This window comes from Enterobacter cloacae complex sp. 382A5, from assembly GCF_050031095.1.
In the GTDB taxonomy this organism is placed as follows: Bacteria; Pseudomonadota; Gammaproteobacteria; order Enterobacterales; family Enterobacteriaceae; genus Enterobacter; species Enterobacter cloacae.
This window is the reverse complement of sequence record NZ_JBLGVK010000001.1, coordinates 52,338-73,000: the sequence shown is the minus strand read 5'-3', so window position 1 is coordinate 73,000 and position 20,663 is coordinate 52,338. Positions and strand designations below refer to the sequence as shown.

The 20,663-nt window shown below is 54.3% G+C and carries 20 protein-coding genes; 12 read left to right on the top strand and 8 right to left on the bottom strand.

Annotation, left to right across the window (positions count from 1 at the left end; translation table 11 throughout):
* Positions 1-5: 5 nt before the first annotated feature.
* From ACQG2G_RS00350 to ACQG2G_RS00335, 4 genes are all read right to left on the bottom strand, one after another.
* On the bottom strand, positions 6-683 hold the full coding sequence (locus ACQG2G_RS00350) for a fimbria/pilus periplasmic chaperone (protein ID WP_059310292.1): 678 nt from the start codon (positions 681-683) through the stop codon (positions 6-8).
* A gap of 45 nt (positions 684-728) precedes the next feature.
* On the bottom strand, positions 729-1,352 hold the full coding sequence (locus tag ACQG2G_RS00345; protein WP_061771470.1) for a common pilus major fimbrillin subunit EcpA: 624 nt from the start codon (positions 1,350-1,352) through the stop codon (positions 729-731).
* A gap of 230 nt (positions 1,353-1,582) precedes the next feature.
* Complete coding sequence (locus tag ACQG2G_RS00340; RefSeq protein WP_080453025.1) at positions 1,583-2,068, bottom strand: hypothetical protein; 486 nt, start codon at positions 2,066-2,068, stop codon at positions 1,583-1,585.
* Between the two features lie 4 nt (positions 2,069-2,072).
* A complete protein-coding gene (locus ACQG2G_RS00335) occupies positions 2,073-2,873 on the bottom strand; it encodes a winged helix-turn-helix domain-containing protein (protein WP_348595959.1) in 801 nt (266 codons plus the stop codon).
* Positions 2,874-3,247: 374 nt separating this feature from the next.
* Here ACQG2G_RS00335 and ACQG2G_RS00330 point away from each other — a divergent pair, with 374 nt between their 5' ends.
* From ACQG2G_RS00330 to ACQG2G_RS00315, 4 genes are read left to right on the top strand one after another with little or no spacing between them, the layout of a single operon-like run.
* Complete coding sequence (locus ACQG2G_RS00330) at positions 3,248-3,832, top strand: fimbrial protein (RefSeq protein ID WP_013094838.1); 585 nt, start codon at positions 3,248-3,250, stop codon at positions 3,830-3,832.
* 52 nt (positions 3,833-3,884) lie between these two features.
* The gene (locus ACQG2G_RS00325) at positions 3,885-4,577 is read left to right on the top strand and encodes a fimbrial biogenesis chaperone (protein WP_250181764.1); all 693 of its coding nucleotides are present in this window, start codon (positions 3,885-3,887) and stop codon (positions 4,575-4,577) included.
* A gap of 15 nt (positions 4,578-4,592) precedes the next feature.
* Entirely contained in the window at positions 4,593-7,088 is a 2,496-nt protein-coding gene (locus ACQG2G_RS00320; protein WP_346720999.1) for a fimbria/pilus outer membrane usher protein, read from the top strand.
* A 12-nt stretch (positions 7,089-7,100) separates the two neighbouring features.
* On the top strand, positions 7,101-8,165 hold the full coding sequence (locus ACQG2G_RS00315; RefSeq protein ID WP_013094835.1) for a fimbrial protein: 1,065 nt from the start codon (positions 7,101-7,103) through the stop codon (positions 8,163-8,165).
* A 41-nt stretch (positions 8,166-8,206) separates the two neighbouring features.
* Here the strand turns inward: ACQG2G_RS00315 and ACQG2G_RS00310 are convergent, their stop codons facing one another.
* The gene (locus tag ACQG2G_RS00310) at positions 8,207-8,839 is read right to left on the bottom strand and encodes a LuxR C-terminal-related transcriptional regulator (protein WP_224085144.1); all 633 of its coding nucleotides are present in this window, start codon (positions 8,837-8,839) and stop codon (positions 8,207-8,209) included.
* Between the two features lie 480 nt (positions 8,840-9,319).
* On the opposite strand from ACQG2G_RS00310, the gene ACQG2G_RS00305 reads away from it, so the two are divergent.
* Together ACQG2G_RS00305 and ACQG2G_RS00300 are read left to right on the top strand one after the other, a co-directional pair.
* Positions 9,320-9,931, top strand: coding sequence for a helix-turn-helix transcriptional regulator (locus tag ACQG2G_RS00305; RefSeq protein WP_013094832.1), 612 nt, complete (start codon positions 9,320-9,322; stop codon positions 9,929-9,931).
* A gap of 69 nt (positions 9,932-10,000) precedes the next feature.
* Positions 10,001-10,681 carry an EAL domain-containing protein gene (locus ACQG2G_RS00300; RefSeq protein ID WP_346720998.1) on the top strand — a complete coding sequence of 227 codons (681 nt, stop codon included), beginning with the start codon at positions 10,001-10,003 and terminating at the stop codon, positions 10,679-10,681.
* 12 nt (positions 10,682-10,693) lie between these two features.
* On the opposite strand, the gene nlpA is transcribed toward ACQG2G_RS00300, so the two are convergent.
* Together nlpA and ACQG2G_RS00290 are read right to left on the bottom strand one after the other, a co-directional pair.
* Complete coding sequence (gene nlpA, locus ACQG2G_RS00295; protein ID WP_029881865.1) at positions 10,694-11,494, bottom strand: lipoprotein NlpA; 801 nt, start codon at positions 11,492-11,494, stop codon at positions 10,694-10,696.
* 205 nt (positions 11,495-11,699) lie between these two features.
* Positions 11,700-12,119 (bottom strand): GNAT family N-acetyltransferase, encoded by a 420-nt coding sequence (locus ACQG2G_RS00290; protein ID WP_020686446.1) that lies wholly within the window; start codon positions 12,117-12,119, stop codon positions 11,700-11,702.
* 187 nt (positions 12,120-12,306) lie between these two features.
* Between ACQG2G_RS00290 and ACQG2G_RS00285 the strand changes: the two genes are divergently transcribed.
* The 5 genes from ACQG2G_RS00285 to ACQG2G_RS00265 all read left to right on the top strand — a co-directional run bounded on the left by ACQG2G_RS00285 (position 12,307) and on the right by ACQG2G_RS00265 (position 19,036).
* The gene (locus ACQG2G_RS00285) at positions 12,307-12,876 is read left to right on the top strand and encodes a TetR/AcrR family transcriptional regulator (protein ID WP_248766712.1); all 570 of its coding nucleotides are present in this window, start codon (positions 12,307-12,309) and stop codon (positions 12,874-12,876) included.
* 148 nt (positions 12,877-13,024) lie between these two features.
* On the top strand, positions 13,025-14,146 hold the full coding sequence (locus tag ACQG2G_RS00280; protein WP_029881864.1) for an efflux RND transporter periplasmic adaptor subunit: 1,122 nt from the start codon (positions 13,025-13,027) through the stop codon (positions 14,144-14,146).
* Entirely contained in the window at positions 14,146-17,256 is a 3,111-nt protein-coding gene (locus ACQG2G_RS00275) for an efflux RND transporter permease subunit (protein ID WP_129253062.1), read from the top strand. Before ACQG2G_RS00280 ends, ACQG2G_RS00275 begins: the two co-directional genes overlap by 1 nt.
* Complete coding sequence (locus ACQG2G_RS00270; protein ID WP_248766711.1) at positions 17,256-18,620, top strand: efflux transporter outer membrane subunit; 1,365 nt, start codon at positions 17,256-17,258, stop codon at positions 18,618-18,620. Before ACQG2G_RS00275 ends, ACQG2G_RS00270 begins: the two co-directional genes overlap by 1 nt.
* A gap of 119 nt (positions 18,621-18,739) precedes the next feature.
* Positions 18,740-19,036, top strand: a complete 297-nt coding sequence (locus tag ACQG2G_RS00265; RefSeq protein WP_013094824.1) for a YicS family protein — start codon at positions 18,740-18,742, stop codon at positions 19,034-19,036.
* Between the two features lie 61 nt (positions 19,037-19,097).
* Here ACQG2G_RS00265 and ACQG2G_RS00260 read toward each other — a convergent pair whose 3' ends face one another.
* Positions 19,098-20,048, bottom strand: a complete 951-nt coding sequence (locus ACQG2G_RS00260; protein WP_013094823.1) for a LacI family DNA-binding transcriptional regulator — start codon at positions 20,046-20,048, stop codon at positions 19,098-19,100.
* A gap of 293 nt (positions 20,049-20,341) precedes the next feature.
* Between ACQG2G_RS00260 and ACQG2G_RS00255 the strand changes: the two genes are divergently transcribed.
* Positions 20,342-20,656, top strand: coding sequence for a PTS sugar transporter subunit IIB (locus tag ACQG2G_RS00255; RefSeq protein ID WP_013094822.1), 315 nt, complete (start codon positions 20,342-20,344; stop codon positions 20,654-20,656).
* Positions 20,657-20,663: the final 7 nt, after the last annotated feature.

Sequence of the window (20,663 nt, the reverse complement as noted above, 5' to 3'; positions counted from 1 at the left end):
CATCCTTACTTAACAGGAATGAACTGTTTCAGGTCCCAAATTCCGAGATGAAAATGGCTGTCCGTAACGTTGATATCGTCGATCGCGCGTGAGGTACCCGGCATCAGGTAGAAGTTTTTAACGCACGGCGTGGTCGGTGATTCCGGGTTGGGTTTCAGGCACGTCCCGCTCGCATTCACGCGAAACGCGGTATTGCCTTTATTGGTTATTTTTCCGGCCACGTAGACGTAATCGACGTTCTTCTTCCGGGGCTGTACCACCAGAATGGTGCTCACCACGGCGCGGGTCATCCCTTTGCCATTCTTTTGCGAGCCGTTATCAAGATCTTCGCTGACCCCTTCATCAATGAAGGTCACGCGGTAGTAGCGCTCCCGGTCATCGGCCTTGCCGTGGTAGTAAAATTTGACGATATTGCTGGTGCCGGCGGGCATAACCATGCGCGTGGGCGTCAGCAGCAGTTCGTCGATTTTCTCCGGGTTAATGACAATGCCTTCATCCATCGGGCTGCTGATACGCTGGGCGCTGATGGAAATAATGCGCACGCTGTCCGCTTCGTTTTTTAATTCCTTGGCGGTGGAGTCGGCATCGGCAGGAATAATGGTGGTGACTTTGCCCACATTAATTGCCAGCGCGGAGGAAGAGACAAAGAGTAAAAAGAAGAAGATGGGTTTGAGGCTAAACATGATATTTCCCTAAACAGGGGCTTACGCCCCTGTAACTGTCAGCTCTTAGCCCCAGGTTGCGCGGAACGCAACGGACACAGTACCTTCCCACAGGCTGTTGGTCAGGTCTTTGAACTCTTTCGCCGCACCGGTGCTGTCCTGTGCAGAATCGACGTAGAACACAAATTTGTCCTGGCCGGTCACTTCGGTATTCGCCGCCGCGCCTGCGCTGGTGGTCAGGTTCCACAGGCCAGAAGAGACGCCGGTGTTGTTTGAAGAGTCAACCAGGGTCGTCCATGCCGTTGATTTCGCACCCACTGTGCCACCGATTGAGCCCAGATCGGTCCCGCCAAAGCGCGCGCCCACTTTCAGCTTGGTTGATTCGCCGCCAACGCTGAACAGGGTGTTGTCAGAGTCGTCAACAATCGCTTCCAGTTTGAAGCTGGTCGCTGAAGAGTGGTCACCACGAATAGCCACATCAAACAGACCGGTGTCGGTGTTAAAGGCTTTCGAGCTTGCGCTATAAACGAAGTTAAGGGCACGCGTCGGCGTGACAACCAGATCGGAATCGCTGTCTTTCGTTGCAGAAGCTTGCCAGGTTGCAGAAGCGGTAGTTTCCGCTGCATGAGCAACGCTCAGGGCAGAAAGAGACAGCAGTGAGCCCAGAACGATAGCGTTCAGTTTATTCATTTATTTAGTCCTTCAAAAAAGAATCCAGATGTTTAAAAAAGGGGAGCCCCTTTTTCGGGGCGAAGTATAGTCACCCGAAAAATAACGAGGCAATACAGAAAATTTCATTCCCTTTAAAGCAAAAGATGAAAAAATTTCCGCCTGCTTTTGCATCTTGTTGTTACATAATGAATAAAATTGAGACTTTTTGATGAATAGATAAATATCTATTCTTATTAGTTTGATGAATATCAGGATGTGGGCACGGCCAGACACATCATTACAGGTAATACTAGCCCTTTAATTAGCCATGCGCGATGCTTAAGTCGAGTGACATAAAAGAAGTCGAGATTATCCAGCAGCAGTTCATTGACAATGCCGTCCGGAGCAACATCATCATCAGATTTGTGCAGCTTTTTTCCTTTAATATAGTAAATATCACTGCCTGCAACTTTCTCTACATTGAGGACATAGTTGCGGTCAATTAAATAACGTTTGTCGCCACGGATGAATACGCCTTTATGGATCACGGTGACAATATCGCTGCTGTTAAACAGAAATAGCGTGGTTAACGCCAGGCCGGTCGTCTCCCCCGTGGAATAGTTTTTCCTGGAAACCGTATCAGATTGACAGCCAAATCCCTCTTCCTGGGTTCTTTTCGGGTAAAGCAAGACAATGACGATAACGGAAAGCAGCAGTACCACGCCCAATAATATACCCATCTGTCTCTTCGACATGATCTTAACTCCCTGTCAGATTTCTGTAAGAGATGCAATTTTTATAGCTATCGCCGCTATCCTGCAGATAACAGACGGCCAAAAAATCATTTTCCAGCTGTGACTTTTTAAATTTTGAATAATAGGCATCAGCGTCCTGATGTTCGCAGTCGATATGCTGACGGGCGATCGCCTCTTTAGCGCGGTTAAGATAGACCTGCAGCGGCTGATACATGTTCTTATCAATAAGATAAACCGTACAGCGGTCAATTTTGCCCAGCCGATAGATATCGGACTCCTTCGGACGATCGGCGACGCGCATATTTTGATAGAACAGCAGCGCGGCAATACCCATTATTGCCACCAGCGCCATCACGAACAGGGTGGTAAAGCCGCTGTCCCGACGACGCAAACCTTCAGGCGGGTCTCGCTGCTGCGTCACAATATCAACGGTTTCCGCCACCATTTTTTCCGGAGCGGCCACGGGCGGCCTGACGGTATGATGTTCAATATGCGCGGCCAGACTAAAACCTTTTCCACGAATGGTCTTAATCAGTAGCGGGTCACGTCCTAAACTCCGAAAAGCTTTTCTAATTTCACTTATGGCAACATTAAGACTGACCGAGGAGCCGGAAAAACCCCGGTCTTCCCAGACTTTCTTAATCAGGTCGTCCCTGTCGAGGGTTTTACCATTATTAATGATGAGTTCATATAACAAACGTGCCGCCTGATTTGATAACTTAATGGAAGATTCCTCTTCTCCATTTATCATGATCACACCGGAGTCCACTTCATAAAGCATTGCGAGATCAATAAGATACTTCATATGATTGTTACACCACTGTTATAAACGACTGTATTTCCCTGGCAATAATAGGTCTAAAGAGGGTGTGGTCAAGTCATCAAATATTATTTGAGCACGCCGCATAGAAAACTTCATAAATTAACAATTATTAATTCATTAATTAAGACCTTCGAATGAAGGCATTTAGGTTATGATCCTTAAAAGAACGTTATAGCAAGATTATAATCTCATTATTTTAATATTAACGGAATAATGTTTTGTTATGTATCTTTTTGATGCAACATAATATCGTCAAGGCTCGTACTCAGGTCGCGATGCGCGTAAGCCTGTCACAGTGTGTTGCGCAGCCGGGAAACATTCTTTCTTAGATAAAACAAAATATTATGGAGTTTATCATGTTCAAAACGATCATGACCGTATCTGTGCTTGGCGCAGCCATTGCCTCTACTCACGCCATTGCCGCAGATAACTCAGCGGGTGGCGTAATTAACTTTACCGGTGCTATTACCGATACCACCTGTACGATTAATGGCGGGAAAAGCGCGGATATGACCGTCGCCCTCTCCCCCATTTCGGTTAAGGATGCCGGAACAACGGTTGGCCTGATTACAAAAAATAAAAAATCCATTTCGTTAACCTTCTCTGGCTGTACGCCAGCAGCAGGTACGACCGGTACGCCGCTGAAAGTGTATTTCTCCAGCGCCGATAATATTTCTACCGACGGCAAATACCTGCTGAATAACAGCGTTAATGAAAACGACGCCAGCGTGGCGCGTAATGTCGGTTTCGCCTTAGTTGAACCAGGTAAATCTACACCGGTTACGCTGAACCAGGCTTACACCACCAGCATTATGGGTACCTCAGCGGCGCCAGATTCAGAAACGCTGACGCTGGACGTTTATTACTATAAAACCAACGCCGCTGCTGCAACGGTCGGTGCGTTGAGCTCTAACGTGACCTACACCATTTCCTACCTGTAATTTCAGTTAATCAGGCTTCGTCCCGGCGAAGCCTGTATTTAAGGTTACCAATATGCGTAAGATTATTATGCTGGCATCTCTGCTGCTCAGCGCGGGCAACGCATGGGCCAATATTGTGATTAATGGCACGCGTGTTCTTTATCCTGAGAATAACAAAGAGGTCATTGTTCAGTTAATCAATACGGGTGATGCCCCTGCGCTGGTGCAATCCTGGATTGATGACGGCAATATTAACTCCACCCCGGAAACGGCAAACGTTCCTTTTCTGTTATCGCCACCGGTGGTGAAGGTCAGCGAACATAATGGTCAGCAATTGCGGATAAAAAAGTTGCCAGCGAATTTACCGGGCGATCGCGAATCGGTCTTTTTCCTGAACGTACTCGACATTCCGCCAAAGCCGGAAAATATACAAAACCAGAATACCGTTCAGCTGGCGATTAAATCACGCATCAAAATGTTTTATCGCCCGGCCTCGTTAACTGGCACGCTGGATAACGCAACGGGGAAACTGACGCTGATTGCCAGCGGTAAACAGTTCCGCATCGTTAATGACAGCCCTTTCCATATTACGGTTGCCAATATTTCCGAGGGCAAAACCAAATTACTGCAGGAATCACCGATGGTCGCGCCATTTGGTCAACTCACCGTCGCAACAAAAAACGCGGTGAAACACGGCCAAACCTACCAGCTGATGTATGTGGATGATTTGGGTGCGTATAAAACCCGCACGCTCACCAGCCAGTGATCGGAAAGACTCACCATGAAAATGAAACAAAACAGGCTCTGCATGCTGGCTGTCTGCTCGCTTCTGCTTTCGCATAAATCAGGTGCGGTAACGTTTGATACCTCCCTGCTTGCTGGCGCATCCGGTGAGTCCGATCTGTCACGCTTTTACGAAAACAACGCCATGCCAGCCGGTCCCCAGGAGATGGATATTTACGTCAACGGAGACTGGAAGGGGCGCTATACGGTGACCTACGGCGAGCAACAGGATGACGTTCGCCTTGCCTGGAAAGACGCGCTTATGCTGGGGATCAACACCAAAGCGATTCCGGCCCCCGCCATTACTGACGGCCAGGTGCAGCTGCACGATCTGGTTCAGGGAGGCGAGGTAAAAACGGACACCAGCACGCTGAGTCTGGCACTCACCGTGCCACAGGCGGCCGTCTTACGTACCGAAGAGGGCTATGTTGCCCCTCAGTTCTGGGACGAAGGGATCCCGGCGCTGATGCTCTCCTGGAACACCACCTGGTACAACACGCGAACGAAAGGCTCCGCCAAAGAGACCAACGATGATTTTTACGCCGGGCTGGATTCCGGTGCCAACCTGCTCGGTTGGCAGTTTCGCGACAGCAGTACCTGGCGCAAATCCGCCAGCGGTGACAGCAGCTGGCAGAATAACACCCGCTACCTGCGCCGCCCGCTGGCAGCGCTGAAATCCAACCTGACGCTGGGCGACTTTTATATTCCCGGCGATCTGTTTGATTCCCTTCGTGTGCGCGGCGTGTCGCTGGCCTCCGATATGAAAATGCGCCCTAACTCGCAGCAGGGCTTTTCACCGGTGGTACACGGCGTGGCGCGCACTAACGCTTTGGTGAAGGTAATGCAGAACGGTAACGTCATCTATCAGGAAAACGTTCCGCCGGGCCAGTTCACCCTCGACAGCATTCAGCCGACCGGTTCAGCGGGCGACCTGCTGGTGGTCGTGCGCGAAGCGGACGGTTCCCAGCAATCATTCACGGTGCCTTTCTCTGCCGTGCCCGGCATGCTCAAAGAGGGTGTGAGCGAGTACAGCGTGGTGGCGGGAAAGGTTCATCAAAACACCCTTGAGGCGGACCCGGCGTTCCTGCAGGCCACGCTGCGCTATGGCTTTAATAACCTGATGACCGGCTATACGGGCACGATCGTGAGCGATAATTATCAGGCGGGGCTTATCGGCACCGGCTGGAATTTGCCCTTTGGCGCGGTATCCGTGGATGTCACCCACGCCAAAACCACGCTGCAGGACAGAACCGACAGCGGCCAAAGCTTTCGCGTGTCGTACAGTAAATTTATCGATACCACAGCCACCAACTTCACGCTGGCGGCCTACCGCTACTCCACAAAAGGCTATTACAGCTTTAGCGACGCGCTTTACTCCCGGGAAGGGTATCAACGCCTGAAAACGCAGTATGACGAGTATGAAGATCGCTTCGGGGTCGCCCCGGAGATGACGATGAGCACCTGGGATGCCCTGCGCGCCGCACAGCCTAAAAACACCTTCACGCTTAACCTGAACCAGCGTCTGCCCGACAACTGGGGCACGGTGTTTATCTCGGGTACACAGCGCGACTACTGGAATTCCCGCCAAACCTCGCGCGAATATCAGGCCGGCTACTCCAACGCCATCGGCCGGGCCAGCTATACCGTCTCCGCCAGCCGGGTGCGCAACAGCGAGCGTGAAGAAGAGACGCGTTTTTACCTCTCCCTCAGCCTGCCCTTCTCGCTGTTTGATAACAACGCGTGGGTCACCTCCAGCCTGACGGCCAGCGACTCGCATTATGAACAGAGCAATATCAGCATGAGCGGCAACGCGCTGGCGTCGAACCGCCTGAGCTATACGCTCTCCGGCAGCAATGCGCGGGGCGGGAACAACACCGCCAGCGTGAACACCGCATACCGGGCAAACTTCGCGACGCTTGGCGGCTCCTACAGTGAATCCTCCGACTACCGCCAGATGGGGCTGAACGGGCGCGGCAGCCTGGTGGCCGTGCCGTGGCATCTGCTTGCCTCCAACGAAACCGGCTCCACCATGACCATTGTCGATGCGCCGCAGGCGGAAGGGCTGATGGTTAACGGCGACGAAAGTATCGTGACCAACCGTGATGGCGTGGCGCTAGTCCCTTACGCCACGCCGTACCGTAAAAATGCCATCACCCTGTCCGAAACGGCGAACAGCCGCGGGGCAGAAGTGCTGGGCAACATCGCTAACGTCGCCCCTTACGATGGCGCGGTGAACTATATCCGCTTCGATACCGACCAGCGCCAGTCCTGGATGCTGCGCGCCACCCGCCCGGACGGGGCACCGTTGCCGTTTGGTACCGAAGTGCTGAACGAGCGCGGCGAGTCGGTGGGTTATGTCGGCCAGGCCAGCGTGCTCTACATTCGCGCGGAACAACCACCACGTGAGCTTAGCGTTCATTTGCGTGGTGGAAATTGCACTATCGCCGCACCGGCGTGGGGGCTGGAAAGCCCGTCCTCTGTTTGCCATTACTAACGGAACATCAACATGATACGGTTACTGACCTTTCTGTTTCTCGCCTGCGTCAGCGGGGCAAGCTATGCCACCTGTTCCGGGGGCAGTATTTCCTATGGCCCGCCAATCAGCGTCGATCTGTCGGATAAGCTGACGCCCGCCACGCCGACCTGGACCGGGAGCTTCAGCACCCAGTACAGCGGCTCGTTTAACTGCTCAACCGGCAACAGCGAGTTTTCTTACACGCCGATCCTCTCGACCGACAGTAAGTACGCCACCATTCTGGGCTTCAGCAATGACAAATACAGGGTGCGGGCGGAGATCACCAGCACGCATCCCAACAAGACGCTGAGCGCGAGCGGTAACCATACGGCTTCAGAACTGAATACGCCGTTTACCGTGCGCTTTACGCTGGTTGATCAGAGTGGTACGACCCTCTCGGGGGACACGGCGACCATGAGCGATGTCTTGTTCGTCAGCGATATGAGCGGCATGTCGTTCTGGGAGATCATTACCTGGCCGATCAATCAGCTGGTGAAAATCGTGCAGTGGCTGTTTAACGGCTTTAAGTGGCCATACGATAACCGGGATATGTTTGGCCAGCCGATGACCATCAAATATGCGCCGAAGCTGACCACCTGCTCTTTCGACAACGCGGGGCTGACGGTTCATTTACCTACGTTGGGTATCCCACAGTTGAGTGCCTCTGCCCAGCCAGGGCTGACGCCCTTTACGCTCAATATGAGCTGTCAGAATCTGGGGACAAACGGGACGTCTGACCGGGCGATTGAGATGTTCCTCTCCAGCACGCAACTGCTGTCGACCGACAGTTCCGTACTGGTTGATACCAGCAGCGGTGCCGCACAGGGCGTGGGGCTGCGGCTGATTCAGCGGAATAACCCGCAACAGCCGGTCATCTTCTCGACCTCTACCACCAGCCGCGGAAATGCCACGCTGCTGTTCAACGTGGCGGCGGGCGGGGCACTGAGCAAGACGTTCACCCTGCCCATGGCGGCGTCCTATTATGTCTGGGCACCGGCGAAGGTCAGTCAGGGCAAACTCAATACGACGGCGACGCTGAATATTATCTACCCCTGATGCGCATCTGCCGGGACGCTGTCGTTCCGGCGAATCGATGCTTAACTCCCGATCCGGCCCGCCATCTGCAGGTATTTGATGAGTTCGCTGTGGTTGGTGAGGTTGAGTTTTTTCATCGCATTGTGCTTTTGGGTGGCGATGGTACTGGCCGAGCGGCTTCGCAGCTGGGCAATTTCGGTCACGGTGTAGCCTTCCACCAGAAGATGCAGCACCTCCCACTCCCGGGCAGAAAGCACCGAACGCGAGCGCGCGCCGGCGCGCATCATTCCCTTCAGATACGATGAGACACGCGGCCTGGCCTCTTCTGCTCTGAGCAGCGCCTGTAATTCTCTTTTCAGCTCGCCGGGCTCGTCCTGCAGGGAAAGGGTCAGCTCGTATTTCATCTCCAGCACCCTTTTTAATAATCCGTACTGTAATTCAGGCACAAAAAGTACACGCTTAACGTGGTGCGTATGACATAACATATTGAGCCGGTTACTGGTCTGTACGCTCCACGATTTATGGTTAAACAGATAACTGAACTCGGCCATAACAATATCGACCTGACCGTCGCTAATGGCATCAAAGAGCTGTTCTGTTGATTCCACTATTGATATTTGCAGAGAATATTCAGGCAGTAATTTACGCAGCGCATCGCTTATCATCTCCTGCAGAATATTAACCCGATAAAACACAATAATCCTGAGAGTGAATTCAGAAAAAATCATATTATTTCATTATTAACACGATAAAAGGAGACTGATAGTAGTGTAATAAGCCCATGCTCACAACTTATTCCCACCAGGATTTTAACGCCCGGGTGGCTAAAATTCCTGGCGAAGCAACACAAGTGGCGAACCAACACCCAAAACGTGCTAAAACCCCGCCTAAAAACCCCATAAAAAGAGCGTGTTATCCATATCAAACCTTAACAAACGCCATTTCTCAGGATAAAAATCTATCTCTAATATTATAAGAAGATTAAAAACATTAGATCTCACCTTAAAATATTTTTTGAATTTTATCTTTCGATAATAAAAGGGATTGGCTTTACGCAATACATTCTCCTGGCATACATTTTATGCCATGTCTCGCGACAAAGGCATGGGTGACCGCACGATTCAAATTACTGTTTCTCTTACACGGACCGGGTGCCCAACTAAAGGAGAATGACCATGAAAGAAACAATACATGTGGCCGTTATTGATAGTTGTGAGTTCACAATGATTGGCCTGCAATATCTTGGCAACCGTGAACCTGACGCGCATCGGGATGTTATTTTCCATGGGTTCAGCAATATTGAAGATTTTCTCCTCAGCGAACGAACCTGGGACATCGTCATTTATGATCCACTGAATATCGGCAGTTTTATGATTACGCCCAATGAAGATATTCTGCGCATTAAAGAAAAACAGCCAGCGGCGAGGATCTATATCTATTCGTTATCCGTCGGTTTTCTGAAATTTAAGCATGTGGATGGGGTCATCAATAAGCGCGTGTCGCTGGGGGATATCAAGGCGATGTGGCAAATCCTGATGAGCCAGACGCCAAAAGCGTTAAACCATTACAACGTGAGCATTACGACGCGGCAGCGCCCTGCAAGGCTCTCCAACGAGGAAGCGAGCGTGCTGCGGGGCTACTCATGTAACCTGAAAACCAAGCAAATTGCCCGTCAGCTCGGCTGCAACGTCAGGCTGGTTTATTTCTACAAAAACAATGCCATGAATAAGCTGAAGGCCGTGCGGGGCCCCTCGTTCTATCAGAGCATTCGCTGGATCCTGAATTAACTTCCCGACCGTGTGTCGTTTGCCTTTGTTCCCGTGTCCGCGGGAACCTTTTTTTCTGCAGGTCTTGTCATGTACACCGTGCTTCCCTCTCCCCTGCTGCATGCCATCACCGGATTGCGGTTTCAGCCTTTAGTCGATTTGCATTCCGGCCAGGCGGTGGCGCATGAGGTTCTGGTGGAGATCCACAACGTGAATCTTGACGCACTCTTCGCTTCACTGCCCACCCGCAACGCGCTGCAAATTTTTTTCTGGCAGGCCAATACGCTGCTGCAGATGCCGGACAAAGGTCAGTACTGGCTTAATCTCCCGGCAGACCAGCTGCTTGATGCTAAAGCCATCGACCTGTTGCTTGCGCTACGTCACCAGCAGCGCTTAACGATAGAAATTCAGGATCCGTTAACCGTGACCCGCATGAGTGCCGCAGAGCAACGCGGCATCCATCACGCCCTGCTTCAGCTTAAGGCGGCGGGCTGGAAAATCTGGCTGGATGATCTGACTCAGGAACTGGCAGACGACTATGCGCGTCTTGCTCTGCCGGTAGATGGCATCAAGCTGGACCGCTCAGAGCTGAGCTCTCCCGCCCGCTTTGACGCACTGGTTCACTTCGTCAGAGAGAAGATTGCCCGGGCTGTTGTCGTCGAAGGCATTGAAACCGCGCAGGACTTACAGCGAGCCTGCGTCTCAGGAGCACGGTTTGGCCAGGGTTTCCTCTGGCCGGAAAGCCGGATAGATGCCAGCGTGACGGTGTAAATCCCGCGGGCATTACCAGCCCGGCACCGCTCCGCCGTTAAAAATGGTCTCCGCCGCCTTCGCCACCTCCGGTGACTGATAGGACTGGATAAATTCCTTTACGTTCTCTGCGTCTTTATTGTCTTCGCGCGTCACCACGATGTTCACGTACGGCGAGTTTTTATCTTCGATAAAGACGCTGTCATGCACCGGGGAAAGCCCGGTTTGCTGGATATAGGTGGTACTGATGATGGCAACATCCACTTTCGGGTCATCCAGCACGCGCGGCAGTTGCGCCCCTTCCAGCTCCATAATGTTCAGTTTTTTCGGGTTAGCGGTGATATCCAGCGCGGTTGGCAGCAGGCCCACGTCCGGTTTCAGGGTAATCAGTTTCTCTTTTTGCAGCAGGAGCAGCGCGCGACCGAGGTTGGTGGGGTCATTAGGGATGGCAATGGTCGCCCCGTCTTTCAGGTCAGACACGGATTTGATTTTGCGGGAATAACCGGCCATCGGGAAGACGAAGGTATTCGCTACGGCAACCAGTTTGTAGTTATGCGCCTTGTTATCTTCTGCAAGGAACGGACGATGCTGGAAGACGTTAGCATCCAGTTCTCCCTGGTTGGTGGCATCGTTGGGCAGCAGCGAACCGCTAAACCCGACCAGCTCCACATCCAGACCGTATTTCTCTTTTGCCACTTTTTTAGCGACTTCAGCCACATCCTGCTCCGCGCCGTTGATTACGCCGACTTTAATGTGTTTGGCATCGCTGCCACTTTGATCGCATCCTGCCAGCAGCAGACCCGCGAGAACCAGAGCACCCAATCGAAGTTTCACAAGACCTATCCTTTTGATGAACGTTTCAGTGACTATATCGGCAACGAGGCGGTGAAATAAAAACCGAAAAGGAATCAATAAGAAGGATAGGTTATATGCGGTCTATTGCCGGGTGACGCTGAGCTTACCCGGCCTACCTGACGGAGGATGTGTAGGCCCGGTAAGCGTAGCGCCACCGGGCGATGAATCTCGATGCTTGCCGGGCCTAAAGCGCTTTCGTCAGATAATGACGCTGCATGCCTGGATACGGGTAATCCTGCAAAGACATCTGCAGCTGGTACCCCTGTTTTTCATAAAACGGACGCGCCTGGAAGCTGACCGTGTCGACCAGGGCATGTGTGCAGCCTTTACGTCGGGCTTCTTCTTCCGCCGTTTTGATAAGCTGGCTGCCCACGCCGGTTCCCCGCACGGTATCGCTCACCCAGAGATAATCAATATTCAGCCATTCACCTTTTCGCACGCCGATTAATCCACCCAGCATGACGCCCTTTTCGTCTCGCATGTAAACGCCAATATCACCACTAAAGTTCGTCATATCTAAAAACTGGGCGTTGTAAGCTCTTAATCCCACAAATAACTCTTCTTTTTCTGCGGGTGTGACTTTTTCTGTTATGCTCAGGTGCATATTCTTCTCCTTATTTTCCACGCAATCTGAATATCTCACAGGTTAACCTTCATAAAAACTCCTTATTTCCTCCATTTTTTAAATCCTGAAATATTCATTCAATATGTAAATAAAAAAAGCCTTTCCAATACGCACCCAAAACGTATAATGAGAACGATCATTCTCACTTTTTACCCGGTAATCGACGATGAGCACAAAGCTGGAAGAACGGCAGAAACAACGTCAGGACGAGATCATCACCGCCGCGCGCCGCTGCTTTCGCGCCAGTGGATTTCATGCGGCCAGTATGTCGCAAATCGCCAGCGAGGCGAAACTCAGCGTCGGGCAAATTTACCGTTATTTCAGTAACAAAGATGCGATTATTGAAGAGATGATCCGCCGTATTATCGATTCCCGTATCGAGGGAATGCAGGACAAAACGGTGGTGGAAGGCATGCCGCATGCGCTCGCCTGGCGTCAGACGATTAACGAAGACGACGATGCGCTGATGCTCGAAATGTCCGCCGAGGCGACGCGTAATCCGCAGGTGGCCGCCATGTTAACCGCAGCCGAGGCCCGTATGTTTAGCAACGCCTGTGCGCACCTGAAAAAGCAGTTTCCTCATTTAAGTGATGAACATATTCGCTGCTGCGTGGAGATTACCGCCGTGATGATCGAAGGCACAATTTACCGTCGGCTTACGCCTTTAAACGTGCCGTCAGAACAATTAGAGCCGATTTATCAGAATATTTTAAATATGCTTTTCACTGCGAAGTAATCGCATGTGAATAATTAACGGGAACAGGTAATTTCCCGGTTTACCATTTCTGGTTCTGCCAGAGATACGGTATCGCTGTGCCTTTAAAACGCCCTCCTCCTTGTTAAGCCATTAACAGGGCGGGCATCGTTCACCCTGGAAAAAGATGATGAAAAAGATAACAACCTCCATCGCCGCATTACTCCTCCTGACAGGGTGTGATAATGCGCAAACATCTGCTCCCCAACGTCCTCTTCCGGAAGTGGGGATTGTCACACTCATGAGCCAGCCGGTGTCCGTCGTCAGTGAACTGACCGGGCGTACCACCGCCGCAATGAGTGCCGAGGTTCGCCCACAGGTGGGCGGCATTATTCAGAAGCGGCTGTTCACCGAAGGCGATACCGTGAAAGCCGGACAAGCGCTGTATCAGATCGATCCCTCCAGCTACCGCGCCGCGTTTGATGAAGCCGCCGCGGCGCTGAAACAGGCGCAAGCGCTGGTGCAGGCCGACTGCCAGAAAGCCCGGCGCTATGCGCAGCTGGTGAAAGACGACGGCGTGTCGCGCCAGGATGCGGAAGACGCGAAATCCACCTGCGCGCAGGACAAGGCCAGCGTCGAGTCAAAGAAAGCCGCGCAGGAGAGCGCGCGCATTAATCTCAACTGGACTACCGTCACCGCGCCGATTGCCGGACGCATCGGCATCTCTTCCGTCACGCCCGGCGCGCTGGTGACCGCTCAGCAGGACACCGCGCTGGCCACCATTCGCGGGCTGGACACCATGTATGTCGATTTAACGCGTTCGAGTGCCGATCTGCTGCGATTACGCAAACAAACCCTCGCCTCGAACAGCGATACGCTCAGCGTCACGTTGCAGCTAGAAGACGGCAGCACCTACAGCGAAAAGGGTCGTCTGGCGCTGACCGAAGTGGCGGTGGATGAATCGACCGGCTCGGTCACCCTGCGCGCCGTCTTCCCGAACCCACAGCATCAGCTTTTGCCGGGGATGTTTGTCCGCGCCAGCGTGGACGAGGGCATCATGGATGACGCGATCCTGGCCCCTCAGCAGGGCATTACCCGCGATGCCAAAGGCAAAGCCACCGCGCTGGTGGTGAACGCCAGCAACAAGGTGGAGCAACGTCAGCTGGAAACGGGTGACACCTACGGCGATAAATGGCTGGTGCTGAGCGGTCTGAAGGCGGGTGACAGGCTGATTGTGGAAGGCACTGACAAAGTCACCGCCGGCCAACAGGTGAAGGCCGAAGAGATGAAATCCAGCGGAGGGAATGCCTGATGTTTTCCCGTTTCTTCGTGCGTCGCCCGGTATTTGCCTGGGTGATCGCCATTCTGATTATGCTCGCCGGGATACTGGCGATCCGCACGCTGCCGGTTGCGCAGTACCCGGACGTCGCCCCGCCGTCGATCAAGATCTCCGCCACCTACACCGGTGCCTCCGCGCAGACGCTGGAAAACAGCGTGACGCAGGTGATCGAACAGCAGCTCACCGGGCTGGATAACCTGCTCTACTTCACCTCCACCAGCAGTTCGGACGGCTCGGTGAGCATTACCGTCACCTTTGAACAGGGGACCGACCCGGACACCGCGCAGGTCCAGGTGCAGAACAAAGTCCAGCAGGCGGAATCACGCCTGCCGACTGAAGTACAGCAGTCCGGGATCACCGTCGAGAAATCGCAGAGCAACTTCCTGCTGATCATGGGGGTGTACGACAAAACCGACACCGCCAGCAGCTCGGATATCGCCGACTGGCTGGTCAGTAATATGCAGGATCCGCTGGCGCGTGTGGATGGCGTCGGGAGTCTGCAGGTGTTTGGCGCGGAATACGCGATGCGTATCTGGCTCGACCCGGCGAAGCTGGCGTCCTACTCGCTGATGCCGTCAGATGTGCAAAGTGCGATTGAAGCGCAGAACGTGCAGGTTTCCGCCGGTAAAATCGGCGCGCTGCCCTCGTCGAACGCCCAGCAGCTGACCGCGACCGTGCGCGCCCAGTCGCGTCTGCAGACGGTGGATCAGTTCAAAAATATCATCGTTAAGAGCCAGTCTAACGGCGCGGTGGTACACATCAGCGATGTTGCACGCGTGGAGATGGGCAGCGAAGATTACACCTCCACCGCGAAGCTGAACGGCCACCCGGCCGCGGGGATGGCGGTGATGCTTTCACCGGGCGCTAACGCGCTCAATACCGCCACGGCGGTGAAAGAGAAAATCGCCGAGTTCAAAAAGTCGATGCCGGAAGGCTACGACGTGGCCTACCCGAAAGACAGCACCGAGTTCATCAAAATCTCCGTTGAGGATGTCATTCAGACTCTGTTCGAAGCCATTATCCTCGTGGTCGTGGTGATGTACCTGTTCCTGCAAAACATCCGCGCCACGCTGATCCCGGCGCTGGCCGTCCCGGTGGTTCTGCTGGGCACCTTTGGCGTACTGGCGCTGTTCGGCTACTCCATCAACACCCTGACCCTGTTTGCGATGGTGCTGGCGATAGGGCTGCTGGTGGATGATGCCATCGTGGTGGTGGAAAACGTCGAACGTATTATGCGTGACGAAGGGCTGCCCGCCCGGGAAGCCACGGAAAAATCGATGGGCGAAATTTCCGGTGCGCTGGTAGCGATTGCCCTGGTGCTCTCTGCGGTGTTCCTGCCGATGGCCTTCTTTGGCGGCTCCACCGGGGTGATTTACCGTCAGTTCTCGGTCACCATTATCTCGGCGATGCTCCTTTCCGTGGTGGTGGCATTAACCCTGACGCCTGCGCTGTGCGGCTCGATTCTGAGCCACACCGCCCCACATAAGAAGGGCTTTTTCGGCGCGTTTAACCGCTTCTACAGCAAGACCGAGCAGGGTTACCAGAACAAGGTGCTGCGCGCCCTGCGCCGTTCCGGCGGCATGCTGGTCATCTACGCCCTGCTCTGCGGCGCGATGGGGTTCGCGATGCTGAAACTGCCGGGCAGCTTCCTGCCGACGGAAGACCAGGGCGAAATCATGGTGCAGTACACCCTGCCAGCCGGCGCAACATCGACACGCACCGCCGAAGTCAGCCGCCAGGTGCGCGAGTGGTTCCTCACCAAAGAGAAAGCCAACACCAACGTTATCTTCACCATTGAGGGCTTCAGCTTTAGCGGCAGCGGCCAGAACGCCGGGATGGCGTTTGTCTCCCTGAAAAACTGGTCCGAACGTAAGGGGGATGAAAACACCGCTCAGGCCATTGCCCTGCGCGCCACGCAGGAGCTGAGCACCATCCGCGATGCGACCATCTTTGCCATGACGCCACCGGCGGTGGACGGCCTGGGCCAGAGCAATGGCTTTACCTTTGAGCTGATGGCGAGCGGCGGCACCGACCGCGACACGCTGCTCAAGCTGCGTAACCAGCTGATTGGCGAGGCGAATCAGGATGCCTCCCTGCACGCGGTGCGCGCCAACGATCTGCCGCAGATGCCGCAGCTTCAGGTGGATATCGACAACAATAAAGCCGTGTCGCTGGGGCTCTCCCTGAGCGACGTCACCGACACCCTCTCCAGCGCATGGGGCGGCACCTATGTGAACGACTTTATCGATCGCGGCCGCGTGAAGAAGGTCTATATCCAGGGCGACAGCGACTATCGCGCCGTGCCGTCCGATCTCAACAAATGGTATGTGCGCGGTAGCGACAGCACCATGACCCCGTTCTCCGCCTTTGCCACCACCCGCTGGGAGTATGGCCCGGAAAGCCTGGTGCGCTACAACGGCTCGGCGGCGTATGAAATTCAGGGCGAGAACGCCAGTGGCGCCAGTTCCGGTACGGCGATGAGCAAAATGGAGCAGCTGGCGAATAATTTGCCGTCCGGCAGCACCTGGGCGTGGAGCGGGTTGTCCTTACAGGAAAAACTGGCGAGCGGCCAGGCCATGAGCCTGTATGCCCTCTCGATCCTGGTGGTGTTCCTGTGTCTGGCGGCGCTTTATGAGAGCTGGTCAGTACCGATTTCCGTCATCCTGGTGATCCCGCTTGGGGTGCTGGGCGCGGCGATTGCCGCCTCCCTGCGCGGCCTGAACAATGATGTCTACTTCCAGGTGGCATTGCTGACCACCATCGGCCTGTCGTCGAAGAACGCCATTCTGATTGTTGAATTTGCCGAGGCGAAAGTCGCCGAAGGCTACTCCCTGACACGTGCGGCGCTGCGTGCTGCCCAGACGCGTCTGCGCCCCATCATCATGACCTCGCTGGCGTTTATTGCAGGCGTGACGCCGCTGGCGATTGCCACTGGTGCAGGGGCCAACAGCCGGGTGGCGATCGGTACCGGCATTATTGGTGGGACGCTGGCCGCCACGCTGCTGGCGATCTTCTTCGTTCCGTTATTCTTTGTACTGGTGAAACGTCTGTTCTCCGGTAAACACAGCAACCGGAGGTCATAATGTTTCGTTTATCTGTTTTCGTGTTAGCGCTGATGAGCGCGGGCTGCGTCTCTTTAGATCCCACGTATCAGCGCCCGGCTGCGCCCGTCCCGGCGACGTTACCGGGTGCGCACGGCGAAGCCACCGCCGTGGTGAGTCAGTGGCAACAGGTGATGAACGATGCGCGCCTGAAAGGCGTAGTGACGATGGCGCTCAACAGCAACCGCGACCTGCAAAAAGCAATTGCCGATATTGACGCCGCGCGCGCCCAGTACGGCGAAACGCGATCGTCCCTGTTCCCGGCGGTGGACGCGGAGCTGAGCCACACCCGCAGCCGCACGCTGGCAAGCGGTGTCGCGACCAGCAATGAGGCCAACGGCACGGTCTCCAGCTTCGAGCTGGATCTGTTTGGCCGCAACCAGAGCCTGTCGCGTGCAGCACGTGAAACCTGGCTTGCCAGTGAATTTACCGCGCAGAACACGCGCCTGACGCTGGTCAGCGAACTGACCACCGCCTGGGTGACCCTGGCGGCCGATAACAGCAACCTGGCGCTGGCAAAATCGACGATGGAGAGCGCCGCCAGCTCGCTCAGGATAGTGAAGCGTCAGCAGCAGGTCGGCGTGGCGGCGGCTACGGACGTCAGCGAGGCGATGGCGGTTTACCAGCAGGCGCGAGCCAGCGTGGCGAGCTATCAAACGCAGGTAATGCAGGACAAAAACGCCCTTAATCTGCTGGCGGGTGACACGGTGCCGGACACTCTGCTGCCGGGTACGCTGGAGAGCCTGAGCGATAACGCCATCACGCTGATCCCGGCGGGTGTCAGTTCCAGCGCGCTGCTGCGTCGCCCGGATATTAAGGAGGCGGAGCACAACCTGCTGAGCGCCAACGCCAATATCGGTGCCGCGCGCGCCAACTTCTTCCCGACCATTTCACTGACCGCCAGTGCGGGCGTCGGCAGCGATTCGCTTTCGTCCCTGTTCAGCCACGGGATGAAGGTGTGGTCATTCGCACCGTCCATCACCCTGCCGCTGTTCAGCGGCGGCAACAATCTGGCCCAGCTGCGCTACGCGGAAGCGGAGAAGAAGGGATTGATCGCCACCTACGAGAAAACCATCCAGAGCGCGTTTAAAGACGTGGCCGATGCGCTGGTACGCCGTGAAACGCTCAGCGAGCAGCTTGATGCCCAGCGTGAATACGTTGCGGCCGAGCAAAAAACGCTTGATGTGGCGACCCGCAGCTATCAGGCGGGTGCCGGGGATTATCTGACGGTACTGACCGCGCAGCGGTCGCTGTGGTCGGCGCAGGAATCACTGATATCGCTGCAGCAAACCGACCTGGAAAACCGCATCACCCTGTGGCAGTCGCTGGGGGGTGGGATTGAGTAACGCTTGCGGGGCAATCCGGATATGCGGTGAAGAGAAAATTCATACTTTCGGCTGGCGTCGCTACACTGAATGTAACGATATATTTCTGGGGAAGCATGTGTCTCTTAATGGAGGTTTCGATGAAATCTGCACACCTGGTTTGTCTGCTGGTCTGCCTGCTGTTCGCCGCGTTTGCCCATGCTCAGGAAAAGGACGACCCGGCGCGGGAGGCTCAAATCAAGCAGCAGGTACTCAAAGATGTGAAAAAAGCCTGCACACCCCAGAAAAAACAGAGCGATAAAGCCTGGCAGGCCATGATTTTATCGTCCGAGGCCAACCAGTTGCTGATTAAAAACGCCATCACGGCCGTGAAGCGTGACAACCTGGAGGCCTACTGGGACGCGGTGAGTCAGGTGGATTGTATGGAGGATTATTGAGGGCTGGAAACGTGCTTCTCGCCGGGTGGCGGCTGTGCCTTACCCGGCCTGCACAACATTTTTAACGCTTACGCACATCCGGAATGATCAAATCCCCGCGCAGCACGTACGACCCGAGCATCTGTGTTTTTTCCGTCAACCAGCTCACGATGCGCGCCGCCATGGCATCCATGGAATACTCAATGGCCGGGATCACCGGAATGCCTGGCAGATGCAGCGATCCGGCAAGGCTGAAGACCATGATGTCCTCCGGCACCGATTTATTAAACGCCTGCAACTGCGGGATCACCCGCTGCGCTTCCTGCTCGTCCGCAACCAGTAATGCATTGAAATTCAGCGTGCTGGCGTTATTCAGCAGCTCCTGCAGCGCCACGGACGAGGAGGTCGCGTCCATAAACACGAGGTTGCGGTTGAAGGGCAGGAAATTTTTTTCCAGCGCATGTTTGTAGCCCAGCAGCACCTGATCGGCAAAGCCGCTACCGTGCGGATGGATCAGGGCAATCTGGCGGCGTCCCTGGCTGGTAAGGTAGTTACAGGCGGTTTCGGCGGCGAAGGCGTGATCGAACTGGATGCTGTTGGGATTTTCTGAGCCCATACAGTCAACCAGGATGACGTTATCCATGTCGATATCCAGTGGAAAACGCGCGCCAATCACCAGAATGTCATCGCAAAGCCCACAGGAGAGCTCTTCCAGGGCGTGCAGCACGTCCGCTTTACTATGGGCGAAGCGCAGCAGCAGGTGTTTTTGATGCTGGCTGAGCTGTTTTTCCAGCGCGTACAGATAACCGGTCGTCTGGTTAATATTCTCCTGCGCGCAAATCACCCCGATACACCCCGTCGACTGGCTCAGCAGCGACTGCGCAATCACATTGGGCCGGTAGTTCAGTTCATCTACCGCTTTCAGAACGGCCTGACGGCTGGCTTCCTTTACGCCACGCGACCCACTCAACACTCGCGATACCGTGGCTTTCGACACCCCGGCAAGACGTGATACATCATTGATTGTCGACATCTTTTTCCCCTGACAGGCTTACCTCGCGCCTGCAAATTCCATTACCGCTACGGCTCACATTATAGCCAGTAAGGAGTATATCCGTTTCCGTTTTCCATGGAAACCGATTTTCCGTTTCCACTCAAAATGATGTCAAAACAGCCAAATTCTGTGACGCACATCGGGTTAATTAGCCTCATATATAAGGGATCTTGATGGTTGTCACACTTCTGTCTTTTATAAATGGAAACCGGTTTCCATCTGATATCCAATCATTACCGCAATATCTATTTACATTTTGAGGATGGTTGTCGATGTTCAAGATTATGCTCTGCTGCTCTGCCGGGATGTCCACCAGCCTGCTGGTCAGCAAAATGGTCGATGTGGCGAAAGAACGCGGTTTGGCGGTAAAAATTGATGCGTACGGCGTTTCCGAATTTGATACGCAGTTTCCGCAATATCAGGTGGTGCTTCTCGGACCGCAAGTGAAATACATGTTACAGACACTCTCAGACAAGGCGGCCACAAAAGGCATTCCGGTCCAGCCCATCGATATGATGGACTACGGCATGCAGCGTGGCGATAAAGTACTGGACTATGCTCTGTCGCTCATCGAAGCGGCACACTAAAAGGTGT

Bases quoted from the DNA above. Each gene is read 5' to 3' on its own strand.
- ACQG2G_RS00350 (WP_059310292.1), bottom strand. From the start codon at position 683: ATGTTTAGCCTCAAACCCATCTTCTTCTTTTTACTCTTTGTCTCTTCC.
- ACQG2G_RS00345 (WP_061771470.1), bottom strand. From the start codon at position 1,352: ATGAATAAACTGAACGCTATCGTTCTGGGCTCACTGCTGTCTCTTTCT.
- ACQG2G_RS00340 (WP_080453025.1), bottom strand. From the start codon at position 2,068: ATGTCGAAGAGACAGATGGGTATATTATTGGGCGTGGTACTGCTGCTT.
- ACQG2G_RS00335 (WP_348595959.1), bottom strand. From the start codon at position 2,873: ATGAAGTATCTTATTGATCTCGCAATGCTTTATGAAGTGGACTCCGGT.
- ACQG2G_RS00330 (WP_013094838.1), top strand. From the start codon at position 3,248: ATGTTCAAAACGATCATGACCGTATCTGTGCTTGGCGCAGCCATTGCC.
- ACQG2G_RS00325 (WP_250181764.1), top strand. From the start codon at position 3,885: ATGCGTAAGATTATTATGCTGGCATCTCTGCTGCTCAGCGCGGGCAAC.
- ACQG2G_RS00320 (WP_346720999.1), top strand. From the start codon at position 4,593: ATGAAAATGAAACAAAACAGGCTCTGCATGCTGGCTGTCTGCTCGCTT.
- ACQG2G_RS00315 (WP_013094835.1), top strand. From the start codon at position 7,101: ATGATACGGTTACTGACCTTTCTGTTTCTCGCCTGCGTCAGCGGGGCA.
- ACQG2G_RS00305 (WP_013094832.1), top strand. From the start codon at position 9,320: ATGAAAGAAACAATACATGTGGCCGTTATTGATAGTTGTGAGTTCACA.
- ACQG2G_RS00300 (WP_346720998.1), top strand. From the start codon at position 10,001: ATGTACACCGTGCTTCCCTCTCCCCTGCTGCATGCCATCACCGGATTG.
- ACQG2G_RS00290 (WP_020686446.1), bottom strand. From the start codon at position 12,119: ATGCACCTGAGCATAACAGAAAAAGTCACACCCGCAGAAAAAGAAGAG.
- ACQG2G_RS00285 (WP_248766712.1), top strand. From the start codon at position 12,307: ATGAGCACAAAGCTGGAAGAACGGCAGAAACAACGTCAGGACGAGATC.
- ACQG2G_RS00280 (WP_029881864.1), top strand. From the start codon at position 13,025: ATGAAAAAGATAACAACCTCCATCGCCGCATTACTCCTCCTGACAGGG.
- ACQG2G_RS00275 (WP_129253062.1), top strand. From the start codon at position 14,146: ATGTTTTCCCGTTTCTTCGTGCGTCGCCCGGTATTTGCCTGGGTGATC.
- ACQG2G_RS00270 (WP_248766711.1), top strand. From the start codon at position 17,256: ATGTTTCGTTTATCTGTTTTCGTGTTAGCGCTGATGAGCGCGGGCTGC.
- ACQG2G_RS00265 (WP_013094824.1), top strand. From the start codon at position 18,740: ATGAAATCTGCACACCTGGTTTGTCTGCTGGTCTGCCTGCTGTTCGCC.
- ACQG2G_RS00260 (WP_013094823.1), bottom strand. From the start codon at position 20,048: ATGTCGACAATCAATGATGTATCACGTCTTGCCGGGGTGTCGAAAGCC.
- ACQG2G_RS00255 (WP_013094822.1), top strand. From the start codon at position 20,342: ATGTTCAAGATTATGCTCTGCTGCTCTGCCGGGATGTCCACCAGCCTG.